General features: G+C 62.1%; 18 protein-coding genes. 16 read left to right on the top strand and 2 right to left on the bottom strand.

Annotated elements, in window-relative coordinates:
- Window positions 1-51 precede the first annotated feature (51 nt).
- Together ABIE20_RS03545 and ABIE20_RS03540 are read left to right on the top strand one after the other, a co-directional pair.
- Complete coding sequence (locus ABIE20_RS03545; protein ID WP_429502834.1) at window positions 52-1,692, top strand: phospholipase; 1,641 nt, start codon at window positions 52-54, stop codon at window positions 1,690-1,692.
- Between the two features lie 14 nt (window positions 1,693-1,706).
- A complete protein-coding gene (locus ABIE20_RS03540) occupies window positions 1,707-1,898 on the top strand; it encodes a hypothetical protein (protein WP_429502832.1) in 192 nt (63 codons plus the stop codon).
- A 59-nt stretch (window positions 1,899-1,957) separates the two neighbouring features.
- Here ABIE20_RS03540 and ABIE20_RS03535 read toward each other — a convergent pair whose 3' ends face one another.
- Window positions 1,958-2,518 (bottom strand): response regulator transcription factor, encoded by a 561-nt coding sequence (locus ABIE20_RS03535; protein WP_010223415.1) that lies wholly within the window; start codon window positions 2,516-2,518, stop codon window positions 1,958-1,960.
- Window positions 2,518-3,774, bottom strand: a complete 1,257-nt coding sequence (locus ABIE20_RS03530) for an ATP-binding protein (protein ID WP_429502829.1) — start codon at window positions 3,772-3,774, stop codon at window positions 2,518-2,520. Before ABIE20_RS03530 ends, ABIE20_RS03535 begins: the two co-directional genes overlap by 1 nt.
- A gap of 202 nt (window positions 3,775-3,976) precedes the next feature.
- On the opposite strand from ABIE20_RS03530, the gene ABIE20_RS03525 reads away from it, so the two are divergent.
- The 14 genes from ABIE20_RS03525 to ABIE20_RS03460 all read left to right on the top strand — a co-directional run bounded on the left by ABIE20_RS03525 (window position 3,977) and on the right by ABIE20_RS03460 (window position 23,139).
- Window positions 3,977-4,693, top strand: coding sequence for an SIMPL domain-containing protein (locus ABIE20_RS03525; RefSeq protein ID WP_429502827.1), 717 nt, complete (start codon window positions 3,977-3,979; stop codon window positions 4,691-4,693).
- Window positions 4,694-5,007: 314 nt separating this feature from the next.
- Window positions 5,008-6,633: an ABC transporter substrate-binding protein gene (locus tag ABIE20_RS03520; protein ID WP_429502825.1), complete on the top strand. Its 1,626-nt coding sequence runs from the start codon at window positions 5,008-5,010 to the stop codon at window positions 6,631-6,633.
- A 254-nt stretch (window positions 6,634-6,887) separates the two neighbouring features.
- Window positions 6,888-8,480, top strand: a complete 1,593-nt coding sequence (locus ABIE20_RS03515) for an ABC transporter substrate-binding protein (RefSeq protein ID WP_429502823.1) — start codon at window positions 6,888-6,890, stop codon at window positions 8,478-8,480.
- Window positions 8,481-8,704: 224 nt separating this feature from the next.
- Window positions 8,705-10,030: an OprD family porin gene (locus ABIE20_RS03510; protein ID WP_429503014.1), complete on the top strand. Its 1,326-nt coding sequence runs from the start codon at window positions 8,705-8,707 to the stop codon at window positions 10,028-10,030.
- Between the two features lie 72 nt (window positions 10,031-10,102).
- Entirely contained in the window at window positions 10,103-11,698 is a 1,596-nt protein-coding gene (locus ABIE20_RS03505; RefSeq protein ID WP_429502821.1) for an ABC transporter substrate-binding protein, read from the top strand.
- Window positions 11,699-11,772: 74 nt separating this feature from the next.
- Window positions 11,773-12,783, top strand: coding sequence for an ABC transporter permease subunit (locus ABIE20_RS03500; protein WP_429502819.1), 1,011 nt, complete (start codon window positions 11,773-11,775; stop codon window positions 12,781-12,783).
- Window positions 12,784-12,793: 10 nt separating this feature from the next.
- On the top strand, window positions 12,794-13,723 hold the full coding sequence (locus ABIE20_RS03495) for an ABC transporter permease subunit (protein ID WP_429502818.1): 930 nt from the start codon (window positions 12,794-12,796) through the stop codon (window positions 13,721-13,723).
- A gap of 10 nt (window positions 13,724-13,733) precedes the next feature.
- Complete coding sequence (locus ABIE20_RS03490) at window positions 13,734-14,702, top strand: ABC transporter ATP-binding protein (protein WP_429502816.1); 969 nt, start codon at window positions 13,734-13,736, stop codon at window positions 14,700-14,702.
- Window positions 14,702-15,670 (top strand): peptide ABC transporter ATP-binding protein, encoded by a 969-nt coding sequence (locus ABIE20_RS03485; RefSeq protein WP_429502814.1) that lies wholly within the window; start codon window positions 14,702-14,704, stop codon window positions 15,668-15,670. Before ABIE20_RS03490 ends, ABIE20_RS03485 begins: the two co-directional genes overlap by 1 nt.
- 149 nt (window positions 15,671-15,819) lie before the next feature.
- Window positions 15,820-16,629 (top strand): helix-turn-helix domain-containing protein, encoded by an 810-nt coding sequence (locus tag ABIE20_RS03480; protein WP_429502812.1) that lies wholly within the window; start codon window positions 15,820-15,822, stop codon window positions 16,627-16,629.
- Between the two features lie 61 nt (window positions 16,630-16,690).
- On the top strand, window positions 16,691-18,097 hold the full coding sequence (locus ABIE20_RS03475; RefSeq protein WP_429502810.1) for an NAD(P)/FAD-dependent oxidoreductase: 1,407 nt from the start codon (window positions 16,691-16,693) through the stop codon (window positions 18,095-18,097).
- 32 nt (window positions 18,098-18,129) lie between these two features.
- A complete protein-coding gene (locus ABIE20_RS03470; protein WP_429502808.1) occupies window positions 18,130-18,471 on the top strand; it encodes a cupin domain-containing protein in 342 nt (113 codons plus the stop codon).
- Window positions 18,472-18,526: 55 nt separating this feature from the next.
- A complete protein-coding gene (locus ABIE20_RS03465; protein ID WP_429502806.1) occupies window positions 18,527-19,606 on the top strand; it encodes a polyamine ABC transporter substrate-binding protein in 1,080 nt (359 codons plus the stop codon).
- Window positions 19,607-19,701: 95 nt separating this feature from the next.
- Entirely contained in the window at window positions 19,702-23,139 is a 3,438-nt protein-coding gene (locus ABIE20_RS03460; protein WP_429502804.1) for a dermonecrotic toxin domain-containing protein, read from the top strand.
- Window positions 23,140-23,154 lie beyond the last annotated feature (15 nt).

Here is a 23,154-nt window from a genome sequence, read left to right as displayed (position 1 = left end):
ACATACATACAGTTATTTATCGAAATCCATGACATCTCAAAGGAGTTGAATATGTCAGATTTGCAAATTGGACTGCCCCCCCAGAAGGCGCTCACCACCACTGTGGTCGCCGACCTCGACGCCCTGTTCAGCGTCAACGGTATCAATATTCCCGGCCCCGACACCCGCCTGGTGCTGGTGCTCGACGGCCATCACACGATCAAGTACCACCGCCTCGGCCTGGCAACCAAACCGCCAGCCAGTGGCAAGCCGGTACTGCGCTTCGAAGGCGGTGAACACACCGCCATCGGCGACAACACCCTGCTGCGCTTCAGCCATGACAGCGCGCCGATCCCGGCGTGGAAAGTCGCCCTGCACCTGGCCAATGGCCTGACCCTCAGCTACGGCCAGATCGTCGCCCTGGGCGGCGACTTCTACGGTATCCCCGAGCGGCCGATTGCCGATGGCGCCACGGCTGAAGACCGCGTAGAGCGCTTTGCCGCCGCCTTTGATTCGCTGGCCGTGCTCCCCGCCTCCCGGGAAGAAGCCGGCAAGATCCTCGCGGTGATGCAGCGAGAAATCGCCGCCGCCAATCAGGCAATCAAAGACGGTCGCCAGCCTCATGAAGCCTACGACCAGCTGGGCGACACCCTCTCGGAAGAATGGAACAAGATCACCGGCGGCGGCAGCTTCGTTTCGCCGATGTTCCCCCTGGGCCGTTATCTCAAGCTGGCCGCCAGCAACTGGGACCATTTCGGTGAATGGGCGCTGCTGGCGTATGTCGCCGGCCACACCGCAGCCCTGCGCCAGGCCGTGAAAGCCCGCGCCAGTGGCGATGACGGGCAATTGGAACTGGCCTACGCGATGAACGCCTTCGCCGACCACTTCCTCACCGACCTGTTCTCGGCTGGACACGTGCGGGTACCGCGCAAGGCGATCAAGGACAACGTCACCCCCGCCGACCTCGGCTCGCTGATTTCGCGCTTCATGCACGATGAAGACAGCAAGTACGGGCTGGTGCTGCGCAACGCCCGGGGCGATACCTGGCGGGGCTATGGCGACAAGCGCTACTTCGACAGCATCGACGTGGCCAACCGCAAGCAGGTGGGCCTGGCGGTGCAAGCGTCTGCCGATGAGATCTTCCAGGCATTCGACACCGGCAATCTGCCGGCGCCGACAGCCTACGGCGCCCTGCGCATCGCTGCCGACCTGCAAGCTGCGGTAGAAGGCCAGGTCCCCGGCAACTTCGCGCCGTTGTTTGCCATGCGCAACGGCAAGCTGATGCGCCGCGCCGACGTCAACAATCTCAATGACCCGGCGCAGATCGACAACTGGTGGGGCTGGAGTACCTACCTGCTGCTCAAGGACTACACCCCGAACAAACCCAGCGGCTACCTCGAAGCCCCTGCCGGCGCCCCGAGCATTCGCGCCGACGGCTGGCAGACCCAGGTACCGAGCCAGCCTAACTGGCTGCCCGGCCATGCCGTGCGGTATGCAGTGAGTGTGGTCAACGGATTCAACGAGTCCTACATCGGCCCGTGGAGCGACTACGCCGAACTGACCGAGCGTTTCCAGCCGACCCTGACAGTGCCGGTGGACACCTCCGGCAAATCGGTTTCGCGCAACCTGTTCCGCCAGTTCCGCGGTGGCTCACCGGAACTGATCGCCTCGCTGGATGCGGGCACCACAACCTATATCGATCAACAGCCGTGATAAGGAAATCACTCATGAGCATTACCCTGAACATTGAGCTGGCGTCGGGCCAGTCCCTCAAGGATGTACCCCTGGAGCTGCTGCGCGATGGCGTGGTGGTGGGCCGGGCCAAGCTGGCTGAAACCGGTAAAGTGGTATTCGATGCCGCGCCCGGGGCCGGGCAACTGGCAGTGCGGGTGGATCGAACGATCCTCGGCGGCCAATAAATTGATCGCGGGGCAAGCCCGCTCCTACTGTAGGAGCGGGCTTGCCCCGCGATAGTCAGTCAGCGCCGAACCGGGCGCTTTTGCAGTTTGCGCTGCAAGGTCCGCCGGTGCATGCCCAGGGCGCGGGCGGTGGCGGAAATATTGCCTTCATGCTCGGTCAGCACACGCTGGATGTGCTCCCACTGCAGGCGGTCCACCGACATCGGGTTTTCCGGCACCAGGCTGTCGAGGTCGGCGTGCTCGGAAAGCAGCGCGGCCAGCACATCGTCGGCGTCGGCCGGCTTGCACAGGTAGTTGCAGGCACCGCGCTTGATCGCCTCGACCGCGGTGGCGATGCTCGAGTAACCGGTGAGGATCACTACGCGCATTTCCGGGTCCAACTCCAGCAGCTTGGGCAGCAGTACCAGGCCCGAATCGCCATCCATCTTAAGGTCCAGCGTGGCGTAGTCCGGCACGTCGTCCTGGGCGATTTTCAGGCCCTCTTCGGCAGAACCTGCGGTGCTCACGCGAAAGCCGCGGCGACTCATGGCCCGGGCCATCACCCGGGTAAAGGTAGCGTCGTCGTCAACCAGCAGCAGGTGCGGCAGCTCTTCGCCTTCAACCTGGATTTCATCACTCATCACACATCTCCTCGCGCGTCACGCGGCAGGCGCAGCTCGGTGAGCGTACCGCCTTCTTCATGACTATAGAGTTTTACCGAGCCGCCAGCACGGGTCACGCTGGCCTTGCTCAAGAACAGGCCAAGGCCAAAGCCTTTGCCCTTGGTGGTAAAGAAGGGTTTGCCGATCGATTCGGCAATCGCTGCCGGCACGCCCGGGCCGTGGTCACGGATGCTGATCACCATGTCCTGGGCGTCCCAGTCCAGGCGTACTTCCAGATCATCCGGGCAGGCATCGGCGGCATTGTTCAACAGGTTCAGCAGGGCCTGGGTCAGGTCCGGCGGTGGTGCCAGGCGCGGCACGGCGCCCTGGCCCAGGCGCTGGAAGCGGTAGCTGGCCTCGGGGCGCATCAGGTGCCAGCGGTTGAGCGCTTCGTCGAGCCAGAAGGTCACTTCCTGGTTCTCGACCGCCAGGCGCCGGTTGGCTTCGGCAGCACGCACCAGGTTCTGCAGGGTCTCCTTGCACAGCTTGACCTGGTCCTGCAGCACCGCCAGGTCTTCCTGCAGCAGCGGGTCGCTGTGGTCCTGGCGCATTTCCTTGATCAAGACACTCATGGTCGCCAGCGGCGTGCCAAGCTCGTGGGCTGCGCCGGCGGCCTGGGTGGCCACGGCCAGCAGTTGCTGGTCGCGCAGGCCCTCCTCACGACGTTCGGCGCGCAGTTGCTCCTGGCGGCGCAGCTCTTCGGCCATCTTCGCGGCGAAGAAGGTAATTACCGCAGCGGCCAGGGCGATACTCAGCCACATGCCATAGACCTGCATCTTCTCCCGGGCCATGGGGAAAGTCTCGAGCGGATAGAACTGCACCAGCAGCAAGCTGTAGGCAGCCAGGGCAATGCCGGAAAGGATCAGCGAATAAACCCAGGGCAAGGTCACCGCGGCGATGGCCAGCGGCACCAGGTAATAGGACACGAAGGGGTTGGTCGAACCGCCCGAGTAATACAGCAAGGCACTGTGGATCAGCAGGTCACAGGCCAGCTGGAAGGCATATTCCAGTTCGGTGACCGGCAGGGTCAGGCGCAGGCGCAGGGCCGTGAACGCGCACAGCAGCATCGACAGGCCGAGGGTAATGACCAGCGACAGCCACGGCAGAGGTAGCAGTTCGGTCCAGTAGGCGACACCGACCGAGCCGGCCTGGGCGGCAAGCACCAGGATGCGGATGAAGGTCAGGCGCCAGAGGTTCTGACGGGTTGCAGACAGCATTTGTACGGGGGCGAGCATGAGCTCTCCTGATGAGTGCTCCAGGCGAATCGTCGCGAGTATACCGAAGCTGTGGCCTGGTCTGCAGTGATGCGGCAAAGCGCCACACTTTTTTACATAACAATGATGGCCATTTTGAACCTCACTACACTGTTGCCAGTCCTATGGGCCAGCGTGCACTGCTTGTGTCCAGTGCCCGCGCCTCACTTTCAAGGAGTCATACATGTCTATCACCCGCAGCAGCGCCGCCCTGGTCATGGCCACCAGTTTGCTTGCCAGCCTTCCGGCCCTGGCCGAAGACGCCCCGCGCTACAACCAGATTTCGCTGCGTGCCGAAGTCAGCAAGGAAGTGGCCCGCGACCTGATGGTCGTGACCCTGTACAGCGAAGCGCAGAATACCGACCCGGGCAAGCTGGCCACTGAAATCACCGAAACCATGAACAAGGCGGTGAAACAGGCGCGCGAAGTCAAGGATGTGAAGATCAGCCAGGGCAGCCGCAACAGCTACCCGATCTACGACAACAAGGGCCAGAAGATCACCGGCTGGCGTGAACGCGCCGAACTGCGCCTGGAAAGCGCCAACTTCCCGGCCCTGTCGCAACTCACCGCGAACCTGCTGCAGGACCTGAAGATGGGCGGCATGGACTTCTCCATCGCCCCGGCCACGCGCAAGACCAGCGAAGACGCCCTGCTCAAGGACGCCGTCAACGCCTTCAAGGCCCGCGCGCAACTGGCCACCGAGGCCCTCGGCGGCAAAGGTTACAAGGTGGTCAACCTCAACCTCAACAGCAGCGGCTACCCGCATCCTTATGCCCGTAGCGCGCCGATGATGATGAAAGCTGCCGGTATGGCCGACGCTGCCCCCGCTCCGGAAATCGAAGCCGGTACCAGCGATGTGACCATGAGCGCAGACGGCATCATCGAAGTCCAGATGCCGTAAGCAACGTTACTTTTCTGCTGTTTCGCGGCAGCTTCGGCTGTCGCGAACCCTGTTACTTGTAGCACCTCGCGCCCCAGATTAGTGCAAAGACTGACTCGATCGTTAGACAACGTCTTCGAAACACCCTGAAACACCCCCTCGCAAACGATCAACTCCGTAAAAAATTATACGGATGCGACATTCCTGTACGTTCGTCCCACTGTTTTCCGTCACCCATCCCTTTGAGTGTTGCATTGGGTATGGGGCCTGCATAAGTATCCGCAGGTCGGCTCACAAGGCCCCCTCAAATCAAAAATGACAACAATGAGGCCACCATGCTCAAACACGCGGTCATTCCGTTTCTGGTCGGCGCAGGCTTGCTAGCCAGCGCACCTTCTGCCCTTGCGGCGACTAACCTGGTGTTTTGCTCCGAAGGCAGCCCCGCGGGCTTCGACCCGGGCCAGTACACCACCGGAACCGACTTCGATGCCTCAGCCGAGACCGTCTTCAACCGCCTGAGCCAGTTCGAGCGTGGCGGCACCGCCGTCATCCCGGGCCTGGCGACCAGCTGGGACATTTCCGACGATGGCCTGACCTATACTTTCCACCTGCGCGAAGGGGTCAAGTTCCATACCACCGACTTCTTCAAGCCGACTCGCCCATTCAACGCCGACGACGTGCTGTTCACCTTCAATCGGATGCTCGACAAGGACATGCCGTTTCGCAAGGCGTACCCGACCGAGTTCCCGTACTTCACCGACATGGGCATGGACAAGAACATCGCCAAGGTCGAAAAAATCGACGAGCACACGGTCAAGTTCACCCTCAATGGCGTCGATGCCGCATTCATCCAGAACCTGGCGATGAGTTTCGCCTCGATCCAGTCCGCCGAATACGCCGACCAGTTGCTCAAACAGGGCAAGCCTGCCGACATCAACCAGAAGCCGATCGGCACCGGCCCGTTCGTGTTCAGCAAATACCAGAAAGACGCGCAGATCCGCTTCAAGGGCAACAAGGACTACTGGAAACCCGAGGATGTGAAGATCGACAACCTGATCTTCGCCATCACCACCGATGCCTCGGTACGCATGCAGAAGCTGAAAAAGAACGAGTGCCAGGTCACCCTGTTCCCGCGCCCGGCCGACATCGAGCCGCTGAAGAAAGACCCGAACCTGAAGATGCCTGACCAGGCCGGTTTCAACCTCGGCTACATCGCCTACAACGTGATGGACAAGATCAAGGGCAGCAACGAACCCAACCCGATGGCCCAGCTCAAGGTTCGTGAAGCGCTGGACATGGCGGTGAACAAGCAACAGATCATCGACTCGGTGTACCAGGGCGCCGGCCAACTGGCCGTCAACGCCATGCCGCCGACCCAGTGGTCCTACGACACCACCATCAAGGACGCCAAGTACGATCCCGAGAAGGCCAAGCAACTGCTCAAGGAAGCCGGCATCAAGGAAGGCACCGAGATCAATCTGTGGGCCATGCCGGTGCAGCGTCCGTACAACCCCAACGCCAAGCTGATGGCCGAGATGCTGCAATCGGACTGGGCCAAGGTCGGCATCAAGGCCAAGATCGTCAGCTACGAGTGGGGCGAGTACATCAAGCGTTCCAAGGGCGGCGAAAACGGCGCCATGCTGATTGGCTGGAGCGGCGACAACGGTGACCCGGACAACTGGCTGGGCACCCTGTTCGGCTGCGACGCCCTGGAAGGCAACAACTTCTCCAAATGGTGCTACAAGCCGTACGACGATCTGGTCAAGCAAGCCAAGGCCACCTCCGACCAGGCCAAGCGCACCGAGCTGTACAAGCAAGCGCAACACATCCTCAAAGAACAGGTTCCGATGACACCCATCGCTCACTCGACGGTGTATCAACCTATGCGTTCAACCGTACAGGACTTCAAGATCAGCCCGTTTGGCTTGAACTCCTTCTATGGGGTCAGCGTGACCAAATAGCAGCCAACCGGCTCGGCCCCGCAGCGCCACACGGCACCCGGGGCCGCAGCCTGATGGCCTGGCAGGTCAGCCGCTAGCGCATCGACACGGAACCGTCGCACGCTCTATCGGACACCTCCTACACACCTCTGCGTAATCGCACCTATCTGCAGCGCTTTGATGGCTCTACCGTCAAGGGAGCAGCAGAGTCGGCGCGATTCGTATGGCTGTGCGCCATGGACCGCGAAAAAAACAACAAGAGAGAAGGGATCGTCATGCGCCACACTCCAATCTATGCAGCGCTGCTGGGCTTCGGCCTGCTCGCCCATGCCCCTGCGGGCCTGGCCAAGAACCTGGTGTTCTGCTCCGAAGGCAGCCCAGGAGGATTTGATACCGCCCAATACACCAGCGCCACCGACAACGACGCCGCCGAGCCAATCTACAACCGCCTGGTGGAATTCGAACGCGGCGCAACCGCCGTCAAACCGGCCCTGGCGAAAAGCTGGGAGGTTTCCGACGATGGCCTGACCTACACCTTCCACCTGCGTGAAGGGGTCAAGTTCCATAGCAAGAAGGATTTCACCCCCAGCCGCGACTTCAACGCCGACGACGTGCTGTTCACCTTCAATCGCATGCTCGACCGCGAACACCCGTTTCGCAAGGCCTACCCCACCGAGTTCCCCTACTTCGTCGGCATGAGCCTGGACAAGAACATCGCCCGCATCGAAAAGGCCGGGCCGATGACCGTGGTCTTCACTCTCAACAGCGTCGATGCCGCCTTCGTGCAGAACCTGGCGATGAGTTTTGCCGGCGTGCTCTCGGCCGAATATGCCGGGCAACTGATGACCTCCGGGCGCCCCAGCGACATAAACCAGAAACCGATCGGCACTGGCCCGTTCGTCTTCCAGCGCTACCAGAAGGACTCGCAGATCCGTTACCGAGGTAACAAGGACTACTGGGACCCGAGCCAGGTGAAGATCGAGCAGTTGATCTTCTCGATCAACACCGACCCGTCGGTGCGCATCCAGAAGCTGCGCAAGAACGAATGCCAGGTCACCCTGCATCCGCGTCCGGCCGACCTCGATGCACTCAAGAGCGACCCCAAGCTGCAGGTTATCGAAAAGCCCGGCTTCAACCTCGGCTACATCGCCTACAACGTCCAGCACAAACCCTTCGACCAACTTCAAGTGCGCCAGGCCATGGACATGGCGGTGAACAAGCCGGCCATCGTTAAGGCGGTGTACCAGGAGGCCGGGCAACTGGCGGTGGGCAGCATGCCGCCGACCCAGTGGTCCTACGACGACAGTATCAAGGATGCCGGCTACAACCCGCAAAAGGCCCGCGAGTTGCTCAAGGCCGCCGGGGTCAAGGAAGGCACTGAAATCACCCTCTGGGCCATGCCCGTGCAACGCCCGTACAACCCCAACGCCAAGCTGATGGCCGAAATGCTCCAGGCCGACTGGGGCAAGGTCGGCCTCAAGGTAAAAATCGTCAGCTATGAATGGGGCGAATATCTCAAGCGCACCAAGGACGGTGAACACGACGTCTCGCTGATCGGCTGGACCGGCGACAACGGTGACCCGGACAACTGGCTCGGCACCCTGTACAGCTGCGACGCAATTGGCAGCAACAACTACTCCATGTGGTGCGATCCGCAGTACGACGCCCTGGTCAAGAAAGCCAAGACCATCACCGACCGCGAACAACGCACCACGCTCTACCAACAGGCGCAGCAGCGCCTCAAGCAACAGTTGCCCATTACCCCGATCGCCCACTCGACGGTCAATCAGCCGCTCAGTGCCAAGGTCGTGGATTTCAAGGTAAGTCCTTTCGGGCGCAACAACTTCTCAGGCGTTAGTACCGAATAAAAAAACCGCTTTCTCCCCGTGGGTGCGCAGCGCCCCTGCGGGTGAATTCAGCCTGAATATGCCCGATTGCCTTGCAGCAAACGTTTGCAAACCCTTGTTCCAACCGGCAAGACGCCCAGCTCACAAGGCCAGGCGGTAACTAAAAAAAGAAAAGAAAAGGGAGCTTTACCTTGAGACGAACCAAAACCGCAGTACTGGCACTGTCCTTCAGTGGTCTGTCAGCCATGGCCCAGGCCGAACCCGCCAGCCAGGACTATGTTCCGGTCAGCGTCAAAGCCACCAGCGCCCAGAGTGAAGCCAAGGGCTTCATCGAAGGCCAAAGCCTGTCCGGCTCGACCCGCAACTGGTATGGCCGCGAACGCGCCACCCGCGCGCCGTTGTTCAAGTACTACAAAAGCGACGGCAGCCAGCACGACTCCCACAGCCGTGACAACTGGGTGCAAGGCACCATCCTCAACTACACCTCAGGCTTTACCGAAGGCACCTTCGGCTTCAGCACCGAGACCGCCGTTTACAACGCCATCGCCCTGGAGCGCGGCCGCGCTGCGGTAGCCGGGCCGAACAACCGCACCCTGACCCACAGCGACGGCGATGTCATCGGCCAGTGGAGCAAGATGGGCCTGGCCAACGTCAAGGCGCGGGTTTCCAACACCACCCTGACCGCCGGCCGCCAATCGATGGACACCCCGGTACTCGCCTACATCGGCAACCGTGCCTTGCCGTCGAGCTTCGAGGGTGTGAGCCTGCGCAGCGAAGAGTTCGATAACCTGTCGTTTGACATCGGTACCTTCGACCGGCTCTCGACCCGGACCGAACAGGGCACCAGCAAATTCGTTGCCGAGTATGGTGATCGCGCCTTCGAAGCCGACCACGTCAACATTGCCGGTGTGAACTACCAGCCGCTGAAAAGCCTGAAAACCAGCTTCTATGTGTCCAACGTCGAAGACCTGTGGAACCAGTACTACTTCGGTGCCAGCCATGAACTGGGCGACAGTGCGGTGCTGAGCCTGACTACTGGCCTGAACTACTACAAGACCAAGGATGAAGGCAAAAGCAAGCTTGGCGATATCGACAACGACACCTACAGTCTGTCGTTCGGCCTGACCCACCAGGCCCACAACCTGACTTTCTCCTACCAGCAGGTCAACGGCAACGAGTACTTCGACTACCTGCACGACACCAACGCGATCTTCCTGGCCAACTCCCTGCTCTCGGACTTCAACGGCCCGAACGAAAAATCGATGCAGATCGCCTACGTGCTGAACATGGCCCAGTACGGCGTGCCGGGCCTCAAGTTCAACCTGTACAACGCTCGCGGCTGGGGCATCGACGGCACCCACTACACCGGCAGCGGCTACGACGTTCGCGGCCTGGACGGCGAGAACCACTACGAGTGGGGTATCGGCACCACCTACGCAGTGCAGAGCGGCACGCTCAAGGACACCACCGTCCGCGCCACCTACACCGCGCACCGGGCCAGCAAGGCCCAGCTCGACGGTAGCCTGGACGAACTGCGGATTGTCACCACCATTCCTTTCAACTTCCTCTAGAACGCGGTTTCCCGGTCGGTTCGCCGAATCGACCGGGGCGACTACTCTGGATATTCGATTGCAGGAGGTTTCATGAAACTGCTACCGCTACAGGCTGCCCTGGCAGCCGTCCTGTTGAGTGCTGCGGCGGGCCTTTCGGCCAAGCCGCTGGTGGTGTGTACCGAGGCCAGCCCGGAAGGCTTCGATATCGTCCAGTACACCACCGCCGTAACCGCCGACGCCTCGGCCGAAACCATTTTCAACCGTTTGGTCGACTTCCGCCCGGGCACCACCGATATCCAGCCGGCCCTGGCCGAGCGCTGGGATATCAGTGATGACGGCCTGACCTACACCTTCCACTTGCGCGAAGGGGTCAAGTTCCACACCACCGACTATTTCACCCCCACTCGTCAGATGAATGCCGACGACGTGCTGTGGAGTTTCCGACGTCAGCTGGACCCGAACCACCCGTGGCATAACAAGACCAGCATTGGTTTCCCGTATTTCGAAAGCATGGGCTTCAAGGATTTGCTCAAAAGCGTCGAGAAGACCGACGAGCACACGGTGGTTTTCACCCTGACCCGGCCCGAAGCGCCTTTTTTGCGTGACCTGGCCATGGCCTTCACCTCGATCTACTCAGCCGAGTACGGCGACCAGTTGCTCAAGGCCAACAAGACCGGCGACCTCAACAACAAGCCGATCGGCACCGGCCCGTTCATCTTCCAGCGCTACAACAAGGACGCCCAGGTGCGCTACAAGGCCAACCCGGACTACTTCCGTGGCAAGCCACCGGCCGATGCGCTGATCTTCGCCATCGCCAGCGACAACAACGTGCGCCTGCAAAAGCTCAAGGCCAACGAGTGCCAGGTGGCGCTGTACCCCAAGCCCGATGACATCCCCAGCATCAAGGCCGACCCCAAATTGAAAGTGGCCGAGATGGAAGCGCTGACCACCGGCTACATCTCGCTCAACACCGAACACAAGTACCTGAGCGATGTGCGCGTGCGCAAAGCCATCAACATCGCCTTCGACCGCCAGACCCACGTCGACCAGCTGTTCGGCAAGGGCAACGCGCTGGTCGCGGTCAATCCGTATCCGCCCAGCATGATCGGCTACAACACCGACAACCAGAACCCGCCCCGCGACCTCGACAAGGCCCGTGCTCTGCTCAAGGAAGCCGGCGTACCCGAAGGCACGGTGCTGACCCTGTTCACCCGCAACGGCGGCGGCCCGACCAACCCCAACCCGCGCCTGAGCGCCGAAATGCTCCAGGCAGACCTGGCCAGGATCGGCCTGACTGTCGATATCCGCGTGATGGAATGGGCCGAGATGCTGCGCCGGGCCAAGAAGGGCGAGGCCGACATGGTGTCGACCGGCTGGGCCAGCGACAACGGCGATCCGGACAACTTCCTCAGCCCGCTGCTTAGTTGCGACGCGGTGAAAAGTGGCGAGAACTATGCCCGCTGGTGCAATCAAACCTTCCAGCAGTTGATCACCAAGGCCCGCGAGGTTACCGACAACAATGAGCGCGCAGCGCTCTATGTGAAGGCCCTGGCGGTGTACGATGAAGATCAACCGTGGATCAGCATGGCCCATCCGCAGATGTTTACCGCCATGCGCGACAACGTTGAGGGGTACCACATCAACCCCCTCACCAATAACAACTTCGCCACTACCCAGGTGAAGTAGAACAAGAACGACCGCCAGCGCCCCACCCGGGTGCCGGCGGGCATGCCTGACCGGCTGATGAGGTACTCCAGAAGATGTTTAGTTTTATTGCCCGGCGACTGGGATTGCTGATCCCGACCTTCTTCGGCATCACCTTGCTGACGTTTGCGCTCATACGGCTGATACCCGGCGATCCGGTTGAAGTCATGATGGGTGAACGGCGGGTCGACCCGGAAATGCACGCCCAGGCCATGGAGCGACTGGGCCTGAACAAACCGCTGCCCGAACAGTACCTGGACTACGTCAGCAAGCTCGCCCAGGGTGACCTCGGCGAATCGCTGCGTACCCGTGAAAGCGTCTGGACCGAGTTCCTCGCGCTGTTCCCGGCGACCCTGGAACTGGCCATGGCGGCGTTGCTTTTCGCCGGGGTGATCGGCCTGCTGGCCGGGGTGATTGCCGCGCTCAAGCGTGGCTCGCTGTTTGATCACGGGGTCATGGGCATATCCCTTGCCGGCTATTCGATGCCGATCTTCTGGTGGGGCCTGATCCTGATCATGTTTTTCTCCGTGAGCCTGGGCTGGACCCCGGTGTCCGGGCGCATCGACCTGCTCTATGACATCGAGCCGAAAACCGGTTTCATGCTCATCGACACCCTGCTCAGCGACGAAGAAGGCGCTTTCAAGGACGCAGTGATGCACCTGATCCTGCCGGCCATTGTTCTGGGCACCATTCCGCTGGCGGTGATCGCGCGGATGACTCGCTCCTCGATGCTCGAAGTGCTGCGCGAGGACTACATCCGCACCGCCCGCGCCAAAGGTCTGTCGCCGGCCCGCGTGGTATTCGTGCACGGCCTGCGCAATGCGCTGATCCCGGTGCTGACCGTGTTCGGCCTGCAGGTCGGCACCTTGCTCGCCGGTGCGGTACTGACTGAAACCATCTTTTCCTGGCCGGGCATCGGCAAGTGGCTGATCGAAGCCATCGGCGCCCGTGACTACCCCGTGGTACAGAACGGCATCCTGTTGATTGCCTGCCTGGTGATCCTGGTCAACTTCGTCGTGGACATCCTCTACGGCCTGGCCAACCCACGCATCCGTCATCAGCGCTGAGGGCCTCGTCATGACTACCCCACTTCCAAAATCTGTCACCACCCCGGCCACCGCCGTCGACCAGAGCCTGCTCTACCCTTCGCCGTACAAGGAGTTCTGGCAAGCCTTTTCACGCAACAAGGGCGCGGTCGCCGGGCTGATGTTCATGAGCCTGATCGTATTCTGCGCACTGTTCGCGCCCTGGGTCGCGCCGCACAGCCCCAGCGAGCAATACCGTGATTTTCTGCTGACCCCGCCGGTGTGGCTGGAAGGCGGCAACTGGCAGTTCATCCTCGGTACCGACGAGCTTGGCCGCGACCTGCTCTCGCGACTGATCCAGGGCTCGCGCCTGTCGCTGCTGATCGGCCTGTCGTCGGTGGTGATCTCGCTGATCCCGGGGATCTTCCTCGGTTTGCTGGCCGGGTTCTTCCCGCGCATCCTCGGCCCGTCGATCATGCGCCTGATGGACGTGATGCTGGCCCTGCCCTCGCTGCTGCTGGCCGTGGCGATTGTCGCCATCCTCGGCCCTGGCCTGATCAATACCGTAATCGCCATCGCCATCGTCTCGCTGCCGTCCTATGTGCGCCTGACCCGCGCCGCGGTAATGGGCGAACTGAACCGCGACTACGTCACCGCCGCACGCCTGGCCGGTGCCAGCCTGCCACGGCTGATGTTCGTCACCGTGCTGCCCAACTGCATGGCACCGCTGATCGTGCAGGCCACCCTGAGCTTCTCCTCGGCAATCCTCGACGCCGCCGCCCTGGGCTTCCTCGGCCTCGGCGTACAGCCGCCAACCCCCGAGTGGGGCACCATGCTGGCCTCGGCCCGCGACTACATCGAACGCGCCTGGTGGGTAGTAAGCCTGCCTGGCCTGACCATTTTGCTCAGCGTGCTGGCAATCAACCTGATGGGTGACGGACTGCGTGATGCGCTGGACCCGAAACTCAAGAATGCCGCCTGAGGAGATCGCCATGTCACTTCTGCAAATCAACAATCTGAATGTGCGCTTTGGCGACGCCAATGCGGTACCGGTGGTCGATGGCCTGGACCTGACGGTCAATGAAGGTGAGGTCCTGGCCATTGTCGGCGAATCGGGCTCGGGCAAATCGGTGACCATGATGGCGCTGATGGGCCTGATCGACGCCCCCGGGCGGATCACCGCCGACGCCCTGACCTTCGATGGCACCAACATGCTCAAGCTCAGCGGCCGGCAACGGCGCAAGGTGGTCGGCAAGGATATGGCCATGGTCTTCCAGGACCCGATGACCGCCCTCAACCCCAGTTACACCGTGGGCTTCCAGATCGAGGAAGTGCTGCGCCAGCACCTCGGCCTGCGCGGCAAGGCGGCCCGCCAGCGTGCCCTGGAGCTGCTCAAGAAGGTTGAAATCCCGGGTGCCGAAAGCCGCCTGGACGCCTACCCGCACCAGCTTTCCGGTGGCATGAGCCAGCGTGTGGCGATCGCCATGGCGATTGCCGGCGAACCCAAGCTGCTGATCGCCGACGAGCCGACCACCGCCCTCGACGTGACCATCCAGGCGCAGATCATGGAGCTGCTGCTGAACCTGCAGAAAGAGCAGAACATGGCGCTGATCCTGATCACCCACGACCTCGCCGTGGTCGCCGAAACCGCCAAGCGGGTGTGCGTGATGTACGCAGGCCAAGCGGTGGAAGTCGGCCAGGTGCCGGAACTGTTCGACGTGCCCGCCCACCCCTACAGCGAAGCGCTGCTGGCGGCGATTCCCGAGCACAGCGAAGGCGCCGAGCGCCTGGCGACCCTGCCGGGCATCGTCCCCGGCCGCTATGACCGCCCCGAAGGTTGCCTGCTGTCACCGCGCTGCCCCTATGTGCAGGAAAACTGCCGTCGGCAACGCCCGACCCTCGATCCCCAGGCCCATAGCCAGGTGCGTTGTTTCTACCCGCTGAACCAGGAGGTGGCGTAATGACCGTCGTCCTTACCGCCCGTGAACTGACCCGTCACTACGAAGTTTCCCGTGGCCTGTTAAAGGGCCACGCCCTGGTGCGCGCGCTCAACGGTGTGTCGTTTGAACTGGAAGCCGGCAAGACCCTGGCGGTGGTCGGCGAGTCCGGCTGTGGCAAGTCGACCCTGGCCCGGGCCCTGACCCTGATCGAAGAGCCGTCCTCCGGCTCGTTGAAGATTGCCGGCCAGGAAGTCGCCGGGGCCAACAAGGCCGAGCGCAAGCAATTGCGCAAGGACGTGCAGATGGTCTTCCAGAGCCCTTACGCCTCGCTCAACCCACGGCAGAAGATCGGCGACCAGCTGGGCGAGCCGCTGCTGATCAACACCAACCTGTCCAGGGCCGAACGGCGCGAGAAGGTCCAGGCGATGATGCAGCAGGTCGGCCTGCGCCCTGAGCACTATCAGCGCTACCCGCACATGTTCTCCGGTGGCCAGCGCCAGCGCATCGCCCTGGCACGGGCGATGATGCTGCAACCGAAAGTGCTGGTGGCCGATGAGCCGACCTCGGCCCTGGACGTGTCGATCCAGGCCCAGGTGCTGAACCTGTTCATGGACCTGCAGAAGGAGTTCAACACCGCCTACGTGTTCATCTCCCACAACCTCGCAGTGGTGCGCCACGTGGCGGACCAGGTGCTGGTGATGTACCTGGGCCGACCGGCGGAGATGGGCCCAAAGGAAGATATCTACAGCAAGCCGCTGCACCCCTATACCCAGGCCTTGCTGTCGGCCACGCCGACCATTCATCCGGATCCGCTCAAGCCGAAGATCAAGATTTCCGGCGAGCTGCCCAACCCGCTGAACCCGCCGCCTGGCTGTGCCTTCCACAAACGCTGCCCGTATGCCACCGAGCGCTGTGCTGCCGAGGAACCGGCGTTCAGGCAAGTGGGGACGCGGCAGGTGGCGTGCCATTACGCCGAGCAGTTCCTCTAAGGGCTGCTTTGCAGCCCATCGCTGGCAACGCCAGCTCCCACAGGTTCCCTGTGTCCCGGACCCTGTGGGAGCCGGCCTTGCCGGCGATTGGGGTGCGCAGCGCCCCAACGGCAGTTGAGCCTTGATCAGCCTTGGGGCACTATCAGTCAATGACCCCATCCCCGATCCCCGACGGCCCGGAACAAACCCCGGAAACCGCCGCCACCGTCCTGCGCTACCACCTGTGCTGGAAGCATCGCGACCTCGACGGGGTCATGGCCTTGTATCACCCCGATATCCAGTACAACGACTACTTCCAGAACCGCGTCCTGCACCTCGATGAGCTGCGCGAATACGTGCGCGTGAGCATGCCTCGCGAAGCCGATGAAGACATCGTCCACAGCGACCGCATCCGCGTCGATGGCTGCACCGCCTTCATCCAGTACCAGGTCACCCTGCACGGTGGCGACGGCCTGGTGGCGTTCCAGTCCAGTGAAGCGATCACCGTGCGCGACGGGCTGATCTGGCGGGTCAACGAGTACGCCTCGCTGGTCCGCGCGCCCAGCCAGGACACTGGCCACAATGACCTGCGCCCGGCCGCCAGCCGCCTGGGCCTGTCACCACGCCAGCTGAGCTTCATGGCCCAGGACCTGGAGCAGTATTTCCAGCGCCAGCAACCCTACCTCGACCCGGAACTGGACCTGCAACGGGTCGCCCGCGAAAGCGGTTACAGCCGCAACCAGATCTCCTACCTGCTCAACCAGGTACTCGGCCAGAGCTTCTATCGCTACGTCAACCAGGCACGCCTGCAGCACCTGCTGACCATCCTGGGCAGCACCTCCACGGTTGCGCGCATCGACGAGCTGGCCTTTGCCGCCGGCTTCAACTCGCTGTCGGCGTTCTACAAGTGTTTTCGCCAGCACACCGGCCTCTCGCCCAAGGCCTACGTGAAACAGAATTCTCTGCGTGCACGCACGTAAGACACAGCCCCCCGCAAGCTTCTAGGATCGCCACAGACCGTTACCGATGTGGAGCCGAACAATGCTGGCATGGCGCAGTATCAGCCTGTGGATGGACCAACTCGATGAGCCGTTGAGCGCACGCCCCGCGCTGCAACAGGATCTGGACGTCGACGTCTGCATCATCGGTGCTGGCTACACCGGGCTGTGGACCGCCTATTACCTCAAGCGCCTGGCACCGCAACTGAACATTGCCATCGTCGAAGCGCAGATTGCAGGCTTTGGCGCCTCCGGGCGCAATGGCGGCTGGCTGATGGGCAACCTGCTCGGTGAAGACCGCCTGCTCGCCGGCTGCACGCCCGAGCAGCGGCGCGCCGCCTATGACCTGCTGCACGGCATCCCCGATGAAGTCGCCCAGGTGCTCGAACGCGAAGGCATCGACTGCGACTACCGCAAAGGCGGCGTGCTGTACTGCGCCGCGCGCTACCCCGAGCAGGAAACCAGCCTGCGCGCCTACCTGAACAAACTCTATAAACAGGGCCTGAACGAAGCCGACTACCGCTGGCTGAGCCCTAATGAGCTGGAATCGCAGCTGCGTATCAGCCGCCCCTATGGCGCGATCTTCAACCCCAACGTCGCCACTATCCAGCCAGCCAAACTGGTACGCGGCCTGGCCCGCACGGTAGAGGCCATGGGCGTGAAGCTGTATGAGAACAGCCCCGTGACCCAGTGGCGCTCCGGTGAAGCACGCACCTTGCAGGCACGGATCAAATGCCAATGGCTGGTGCCAGCAGTCGAAGGCTACTCGGTCAACCTGCCGCCGCTGGGCCGCTACCAGATGCCGGTGCAAAGCCTGCTGGTGGCCACCGAGCCGCTGTCCGAACAGATCTGGGAGCAGATCGGCCTCAACCATGGCCAGGCCTTCAGCGAGAACAGCCGCCAGGTCACCTACGGCCAGCGCAGCCTGGATAACCGCCTGGTGTTCGGCGCCCGCGGCGGCTACCGCTTCGCCGGCCGCCTGCGTGACAACTTCGACCTCACCGAGAGTGAAATCGAACTGCGCCGCTACTTGTTCGGCGAACTGTTCCCGCAACTGAAGAACGTCAACATCACCCACGCCTGGGGCGGCAACCTGGGCATGGCCCGGCGCTTCCAGCCGCACATGTTCTGTGATCGCAAACAGGGCATCGCCCTGGCCGGCGGCTATGGCGGCGAAGGCGTTGGCGCCAGCAACCTGGGCGGGCGGACCCTGGCCGAGCTGATCCTCGAACGGCGCAGCCCGCTCACCGAGCAGCCCTGGGCCAGCCACGACCGCGCCCTGCACAGTCTGCCCGGCTGGGAGCCGGAACCCTGCCGCTGGCTGGGCTACAACGCGATCATCAAGAGTTTCGTCCATGAGGACCAGACCCTCGCCAACCCGGCCAGCGCCCCCTGGCGCCGACGCCTGGCCAGCGGCGTGGCGGACTTCATGGAAGGTTTCATGCGCTGACTTTTCGATCCCCCTGCACAGGATTCACCGCTATGAGCATTACCCAGTTCAAGAACACCGGCACTGTCACCCTGGCCGAATCCAACCCGGTGGCCGTACCGCTCGGCGAGCCGGTCTCGATCGCCTCGGTCACCAGCGTCGAGCGCAGCGACGGCGTCGAAACCGGCATCTGGGAATGCACCCCGGGGCGCTGGCGCCGGCAGATCGTCCAGCAGGAGTTCTGCCACTTCATCAAGGGCCGCTGCACTTTCACCCCTGATGGCGGCGAGCCGCTGACCATCGAAGCCGGTGACGCGATCATGCTGCCGGCCAACAGCACCGGCACCTGGGACATCCAGGAGACCGTGCGCAAGACCTACGTGCTGATTTTCTGATCATTTGATCGCCTGCCTCCTTCGATAAAAAACAGACCAAGCAAGGAATCCAGACATGCGCCCATTGCTCTTTGCACCATTGTTGCTGGCCGCCTCGGTCGTCCAGGCGGCTGACTCGGTGAAAATCTACAACTGGTCCAGCTACATCGCCCCCGACACCCTGAAGAACTTCCAGCAGGCCAGCGGCATCGTGCCGACCTACGACGTGTTCGACAGCAACGAAACCCTCGACGGCAAGCTGATGACCGGCAACTCCGGCTATGACGTGGTGTTCCCGTCCAACCACTTCATGGCCCGGCAGATCCAGGGCAAGGCGCTCAAGCAACTGGACAAGAGCCAGCTGCCCAACTGGAAGAACCTCAATCCGGTGTTGCTCAAAGCCCTGGAGGTCAACGACCCAGGCAACCAGTACGGCTTCCCGTACCTGTGGGGCAGTACCGGGATCGGCTACAACATCGACAAGGTCAAGGCAGTGCTGGGCGACAACGCCCCGCTGGATTCCTGGGACCTGATCTTCAAACCCGAGTACATCAGCAAGCTGAAAAGCTGCGGCGTGGCGGTGCTCGACAACGGCCCGGAGCTGTTGCCGATCGCCCTCAATTACCTGGGCCTGCCGCACCACAGCCAGAAGCCCGAGGATTACGACAAGGCCAAGCAACTGCTGATGAAGGTGCGCCCGTACATCAGCTACTTCCACTCATCCAAGTACACCGGCGACCTGGCCAACGGCGACATCTGCGTGGTGGTGGGCTTCTCCGGCGACGTACTGCAAGCCAGGAACCGCGCCGAAGAAGCCAACAACGGCGTGAAGGTCGGCTACTCGATTCCCAAAGAAGGCGCGCCGATGTGGTTCGACATGGTCGCCATGCCGGCTGATGCACCGGACGAAAAAGCCGGTTACGCCTACATGAACTACCTGCTGCAGCCCGAGGTGATGGCCAACATCAGCAACCATGTGCAGTACGCCAACGGCAACCTCAAAGCCGACACCCTGGTCGACCCGGCGCTCAAGGCCAACACCATGATCTACCCGAGCGACGAGATGCTCGGCAAGCTCTTCGCCCTGGAGGCGATGCCAGCGAAAATCGACCGCATCCGCACGCGGATCTGGACCAGCATCAAGGCCGGCAATTGATATAAATAACGCCTCCTGCCTGCCTGCCCCCGGCAATCTCCGGCGATTGCCGCGGGGATCGGCCCCCGGTTGCGATCTACCGCCGGGAGCCTTTCATGACGTCTACCAAGCTGCCCTACTTCCACCCGGATGCCCTGCGCGCAGGCTTCAGGCTTCTGCTCGAACAACTTGATGCCCGGCAACCGCTGAGCGATGCGCAACGCCAATCCTTGCAACGCCTCGGTCATGATCCGGCACTGCGCGTCGACCGCCTGGATACACTGACCGACGATGGCCAGGCCATCGCGCTGGACACCACCTTCCTGCTCAGCCGCGCCGACTGGCCTGAAGTGTTCATCTACAACCCCGACATCGGCCTGCAGCGTTTCGCCAACCGGCGTCAGGTCAAACAGGCGTTGCTGAGTCTGCAGGATCATCCCACGCTGATCGGTAAGATCCTGCGGTACGCACCGGCGGCGCATCGCCAGCACTTGCAGCGCCACCCCGCCGTGGACTTTCAGGTCAACCTGGTAAACACACCGCTGTTTGACAGCCTGATGCTGACGATCAATGACCGGCTAGCCGAACAGGCCACCCCGCGATACGCACAGCAAGCACCACCTTCAACGGCCACCTTGCAACGGATTGCCAGCTTCCTCGGCGATGGCAACCCGGATGCGGCCTCGACAGAAGCTCAGTTGGAACTGCTGGTGGCGGAGTATCACCGCGTGCTCATCCAGCGCCCGAGCCTCAACTCGATCACCCGGGCACTGATGAAACGCGAGCTGTCCAGCTTTCTGGAAAATGGCCCTCCCTTGCACGCCATTACCGTGCAACCGGAACACCGCAGTGCACCGGTCCTGTCCCTGATCGAATTGGTCTGGCACCCCGCCGACAACACGCTATGGCACTCCAGCGCCGCGACCGCGGCTGAGCTGCCGACCACCTTGCCATTGCTGCCCCCGGCGTTGATCAGCCACTGTGCCCAACGCGTGCGCCAGAGCCTTCGCCAGCAACTGCAAGCGGTGTTGATGCAAGACGATCAACAGCTACGTGACTACCAGCAGCATTTGCTTACCCTGATCGCCAAGCTGGCCGAACGCCTCGACGTCGCGTTTGCGCCCACTTCGCTGCCCTCGCGCCAGACACAGGTTCTGGCGCTGTACGACCGGGCCATCGCAGCGAGGCTGCCGGGCAATACAGTCAAGGCATTCAACCGTCATATCAGCGACGCCGATGCCATCGGCACAACTCTGCGCAACCTGCAGGATCGCGCCAGGGCGCAGGCCATTGCAGCCCATGCTCCCGAGTGGCTGCGCAAGGCATCAACGAACGATCAACACGCCTACTTGCGGGTGCTGGCAAAAAACCTGCTGGGCGCCACCGAGGATTATCTGTTCGATATCCCCGCGATCGACACCTATGCCCGGGAACACTTGCAACAGCGTCTGGACCAGGATTTCGGCCCCGGCCACTACCGCCCTGAAGCTATCCAGGTCACCACCAACCGCTGGATCACTGCGCCGCCTTTACCTGGGGAAATCCCCTTGTCGCTGCCAGCCAGTTACGTGCGCCATCGCCAGTCCCTGGTTGACTATGCACTCGATCATTACCGTGACTGGGACAACGCAATCATCCTGGTGACCGACCAGAAGGGTGAGCTGCTGCCACCCACCTTGCGCAGCCAGTACGTTCGCATGGTGGCCAAGGCGCTGGATATTGGCGGCCACTACCAGCGCCTGCTGCAGCAGAAATTCGCCGAACACGACCCCGACTATGCCCGGCGCCTGGCAACCTTCTGCCGGCAGCTGCCCGGGCAAATGCTCGAAGCGGCCTGGCGTGCCCGCCTCAAGGGCGAGCTCGATGGCGCAGCGCTACAGACGGTTACCCAGGTACTGGAACTGCCAGAAGACCGCACACAGCACATGACACCACTGCTGTTGGTGGCCGATAGCGGGCTTGAACCGGACCCGGTGCCTGGCCTGTACCTGATCGGTAATCAGCAGGCGGGCCCGCTGGTGCTGTACAGCCCTTACGACAGCCGCCAGGCCTATCGGCAATTTGCCGATAGCCGCGACCTGCTGAAAAAGATCAGGACCACACCAGCGTTTCAGGCCCTGCTACTCGGGCGTATGCCAGCGCAGATGCGCAAGCGCTATGCACGCGGCGGCTTTGAAGAGCCGCACCTGCCATTCAGTGTGGAATCGGATTTCGACCTGCCGTTTTCCCGCCCCGGCCCTATCACCCTGGCCTGGCGTCCGCTCGCAGGCAACCTGTTCAAACAATTGTTCCTGGATAACGCCCAGTTGCTCCAGGACATGGCGCACGCCCAGTTGATAACCCTCGAAGAAGCCCGCTGGCAAACACTGAAGAACCTGCTCGGCCAGCTCGGGTTGCAAGTGGGCATGTTCCTGCCCGGCAGGCTGGGCACGCTGCTGGGTATATTCCAGACAGAAACCAGCGTGCTGCAAACCCTGGATAAACTTGATCGCAACACCTGGAGCCAGTCACTGGCCGAGCTCTGTGCGGCGCTGGTGCAGGGGCTGCTGGTCGGCCAAGGCGAGGGTAAGGTGCGGTCGGTCGAGGCATTCTGGAAAAACCTGGATACAGCAACAACAGGTCAAAGGCCAGGTCTGGCCGAGTCTGGCGGGGTACTGAGCGACCTCAGTGGCCGCTTTACCCGTCGGGTGGTCTCCCGGGAACAGATAGCGATACTCGCGGTGGGTATGGCGCAGATCCAGCGAGTAAACCCTTATCGCGGCAACCTCATCCGAGAAGCACACGATACAGCGGTGAGCTACCTGGTGAATTGCCACTACAACATCAGTCGCACCACGGCAGGCCAGTTGCCACAGCAAACGGCCAAGGTTCTGAGGGACTTTTTCAATGTGGCGGATGTGTCCGATGCGCTGCTGATGCACGTAAGCAAACCGATAGAAAAATTGCTGAGGATGCTGCTGTCACGCAACTACTCGCCCGCCTATTCCATGCGTTACGTCATGGGCAGCAGGGTTGGCGCGCCTATCGATGCCAGCGCCTTCGTCAACCCGGCCGACCGCAGCCGGCAGATCTTTCTGCTCGACGCCTTCTTCGACAATCCGACCATCAACCAGCTCCCCCTGCAAGGCCGCTACGCCCAGCCTCAAGCAGCCAACCTCACCCGCGCCTTTACCCTGCTGCACGAGCTGTCCCACCTGGCTTGCCAGACCCGAGACATCACCTACACCCTGGGTGTTGCCCCTTACGCCGACTGGCTGATCAGCAGCCCCGAGCGCGACTGGCTGGAGCGAGCCCACGACAGCGGCTTCAGTGCCATGACCCCGATAAACAAGCTGTTCAAGGTATTCGATGAAGACACAGGCAGGTTGCGCGACTTGCGCCGCAGCGATCGCAAAGGCAAGAAACTGATCCTGAAGATCACCGGCGCGCAGGATCTGCAGCAGGCTCGTCAGGTGTTTCTGAATGACAGCGAAAAACGCGCGCAGATCATGCTGTTCAACGCCGATAGCCTGGCATTGCTGATCTACCGGTTGGGCGCAGAACCGCACCCTTGAAGGGAAGCGACCCCG

This window comes from Pseudomonas sp. 2835 (assembly GCF_050435905.1).
Classification (GTDB): Bacteria; Pseudomonadota; Gammaproteobacteria; order Pseudomonadales; family Pseudomonadaceae; genus Aquipseudomonas.
This window is presented reverse-complemented; position numbering and strand designations above follow the sequence as displayed.

Bases quoted from the DNA above. Each gene is read 5' to 3' on its own strand.
- ABIE20_RS03545 (WP_429502834.1), top strand. From the start codon at position 52: ATGTCAGATTTGCAAATTGGACTGCCCCCCCAGAAGGCGCTCACCACC.
- ABIE20_RS03540 (WP_429502832.1), top strand. From the start codon at position 1,707: ATGAGCATTACCCTGAACATTGAGCTGGCGTCGGGCCAGTCCCTCAAG.
- ABIE20_RS03535 (WP_010223415.1), bottom strand. From the start codon at position 2,518: ATGAGTGATGAAATCCAGGTTGAAGGCGAAGAGCTGCCGCACCTGCTG.
- ABIE20_RS03530 (WP_429502829.1), bottom strand. From the start codon at position 3,774: ATGCTCGCCCCCGTACAAATGCTGTCTGCAACCCGTCAGAACCTCTGG.
- ABIE20_RS03525 (WP_429502827.1), top strand. From the start codon at position 3,977: ATGTCTATCACCCGCAGCAGCGCCGCCCTGGTCATGGCCACCAGTTTG.
- ABIE20_RS03520 (WP_429502825.1), top strand. From the start codon at position 5,008: ATGCTCAAACACGCGGTCATTCCGTTTCTGGTCGGCGCAGGCTTGCTA.
- ABIE20_RS03515 (WP_429502823.1), top strand. From the start codon at position 6,888: ATGCGCCACACTCCAATCTATGCAGCGCTGCTGGGCTTCGGCCTGCTC.
- ABIE20_RS03510 (WP_429503014.1), top strand. From the start codon at position 8,705: ATGGCCCAGGCCGAACCCGCCAGCCAGGACTATGTTCCGGTCAGCGTC.
- ABIE20_RS03505 (WP_429502821.1), top strand. From the start codon at position 10,103: ATGAAACTGCTACCGCTACAGGCTGCCCTGGCAGCCGTCCTGTTGAGT.
- ABIE20_RS03500 (WP_429502819.1), top strand. From the start codon at position 11,773: ATGTTTAGTTTTATTGCCCGGCGACTGGGATTGCTGATCCCGACCTTC.
- ABIE20_RS03495 (WP_429502818.1), top strand. From the start codon at position 12,794: ATGACTACCCCACTTCCAAAATCTGTCACCACCCCGGCCACCGCCGTC.
- ABIE20_RS03490 (WP_429502816.1), top strand. From the start codon at position 13,734: ATGTCACTTCTGCAAATCAACAATCTGAATGTGCGCTTTGGCGACGCC.
- ABIE20_RS03485 (WP_429502814.1), top strand. From the start codon at position 14,702: ATGACCGTCGTCCTTACCGCCCGTGAACTGACCCGTCACTACGAAGTT.
- ABIE20_RS03480 (WP_429502812.1), top strand. From the start codon at position 15,820: ATGACCCCATCCCCGATCCCCGACGGCCCGGAACAAACCCCGGAAACC.
- ABIE20_RS03475 (WP_429502810.1), top strand. From the start codon at position 16,691: ATGCTGGCATGGCGCAGTATCAGCCTGTGGATGGACCAACTCGATGAG.
- ABIE20_RS03470 (WP_429502808.1), top strand. From the start codon at position 18,130: ATGAGCATTACCCAGTTCAAGAACACCGGCACTGTCACCCTGGCCGAA.
- ABIE20_RS03465 (WP_429502806.1), top strand. From the start codon at position 18,527: ATGCGCCCATTGCTCTTTGCACCATTGTTGCTGGCCGCCTCGGTCGTC.
- ABIE20_RS03460 (WP_429502804.1), top strand. From the start codon at position 19,702: ATGACGTCTACCAAGCTGCCCTACTTCCACCCGGATGCCCTGCGCGCA.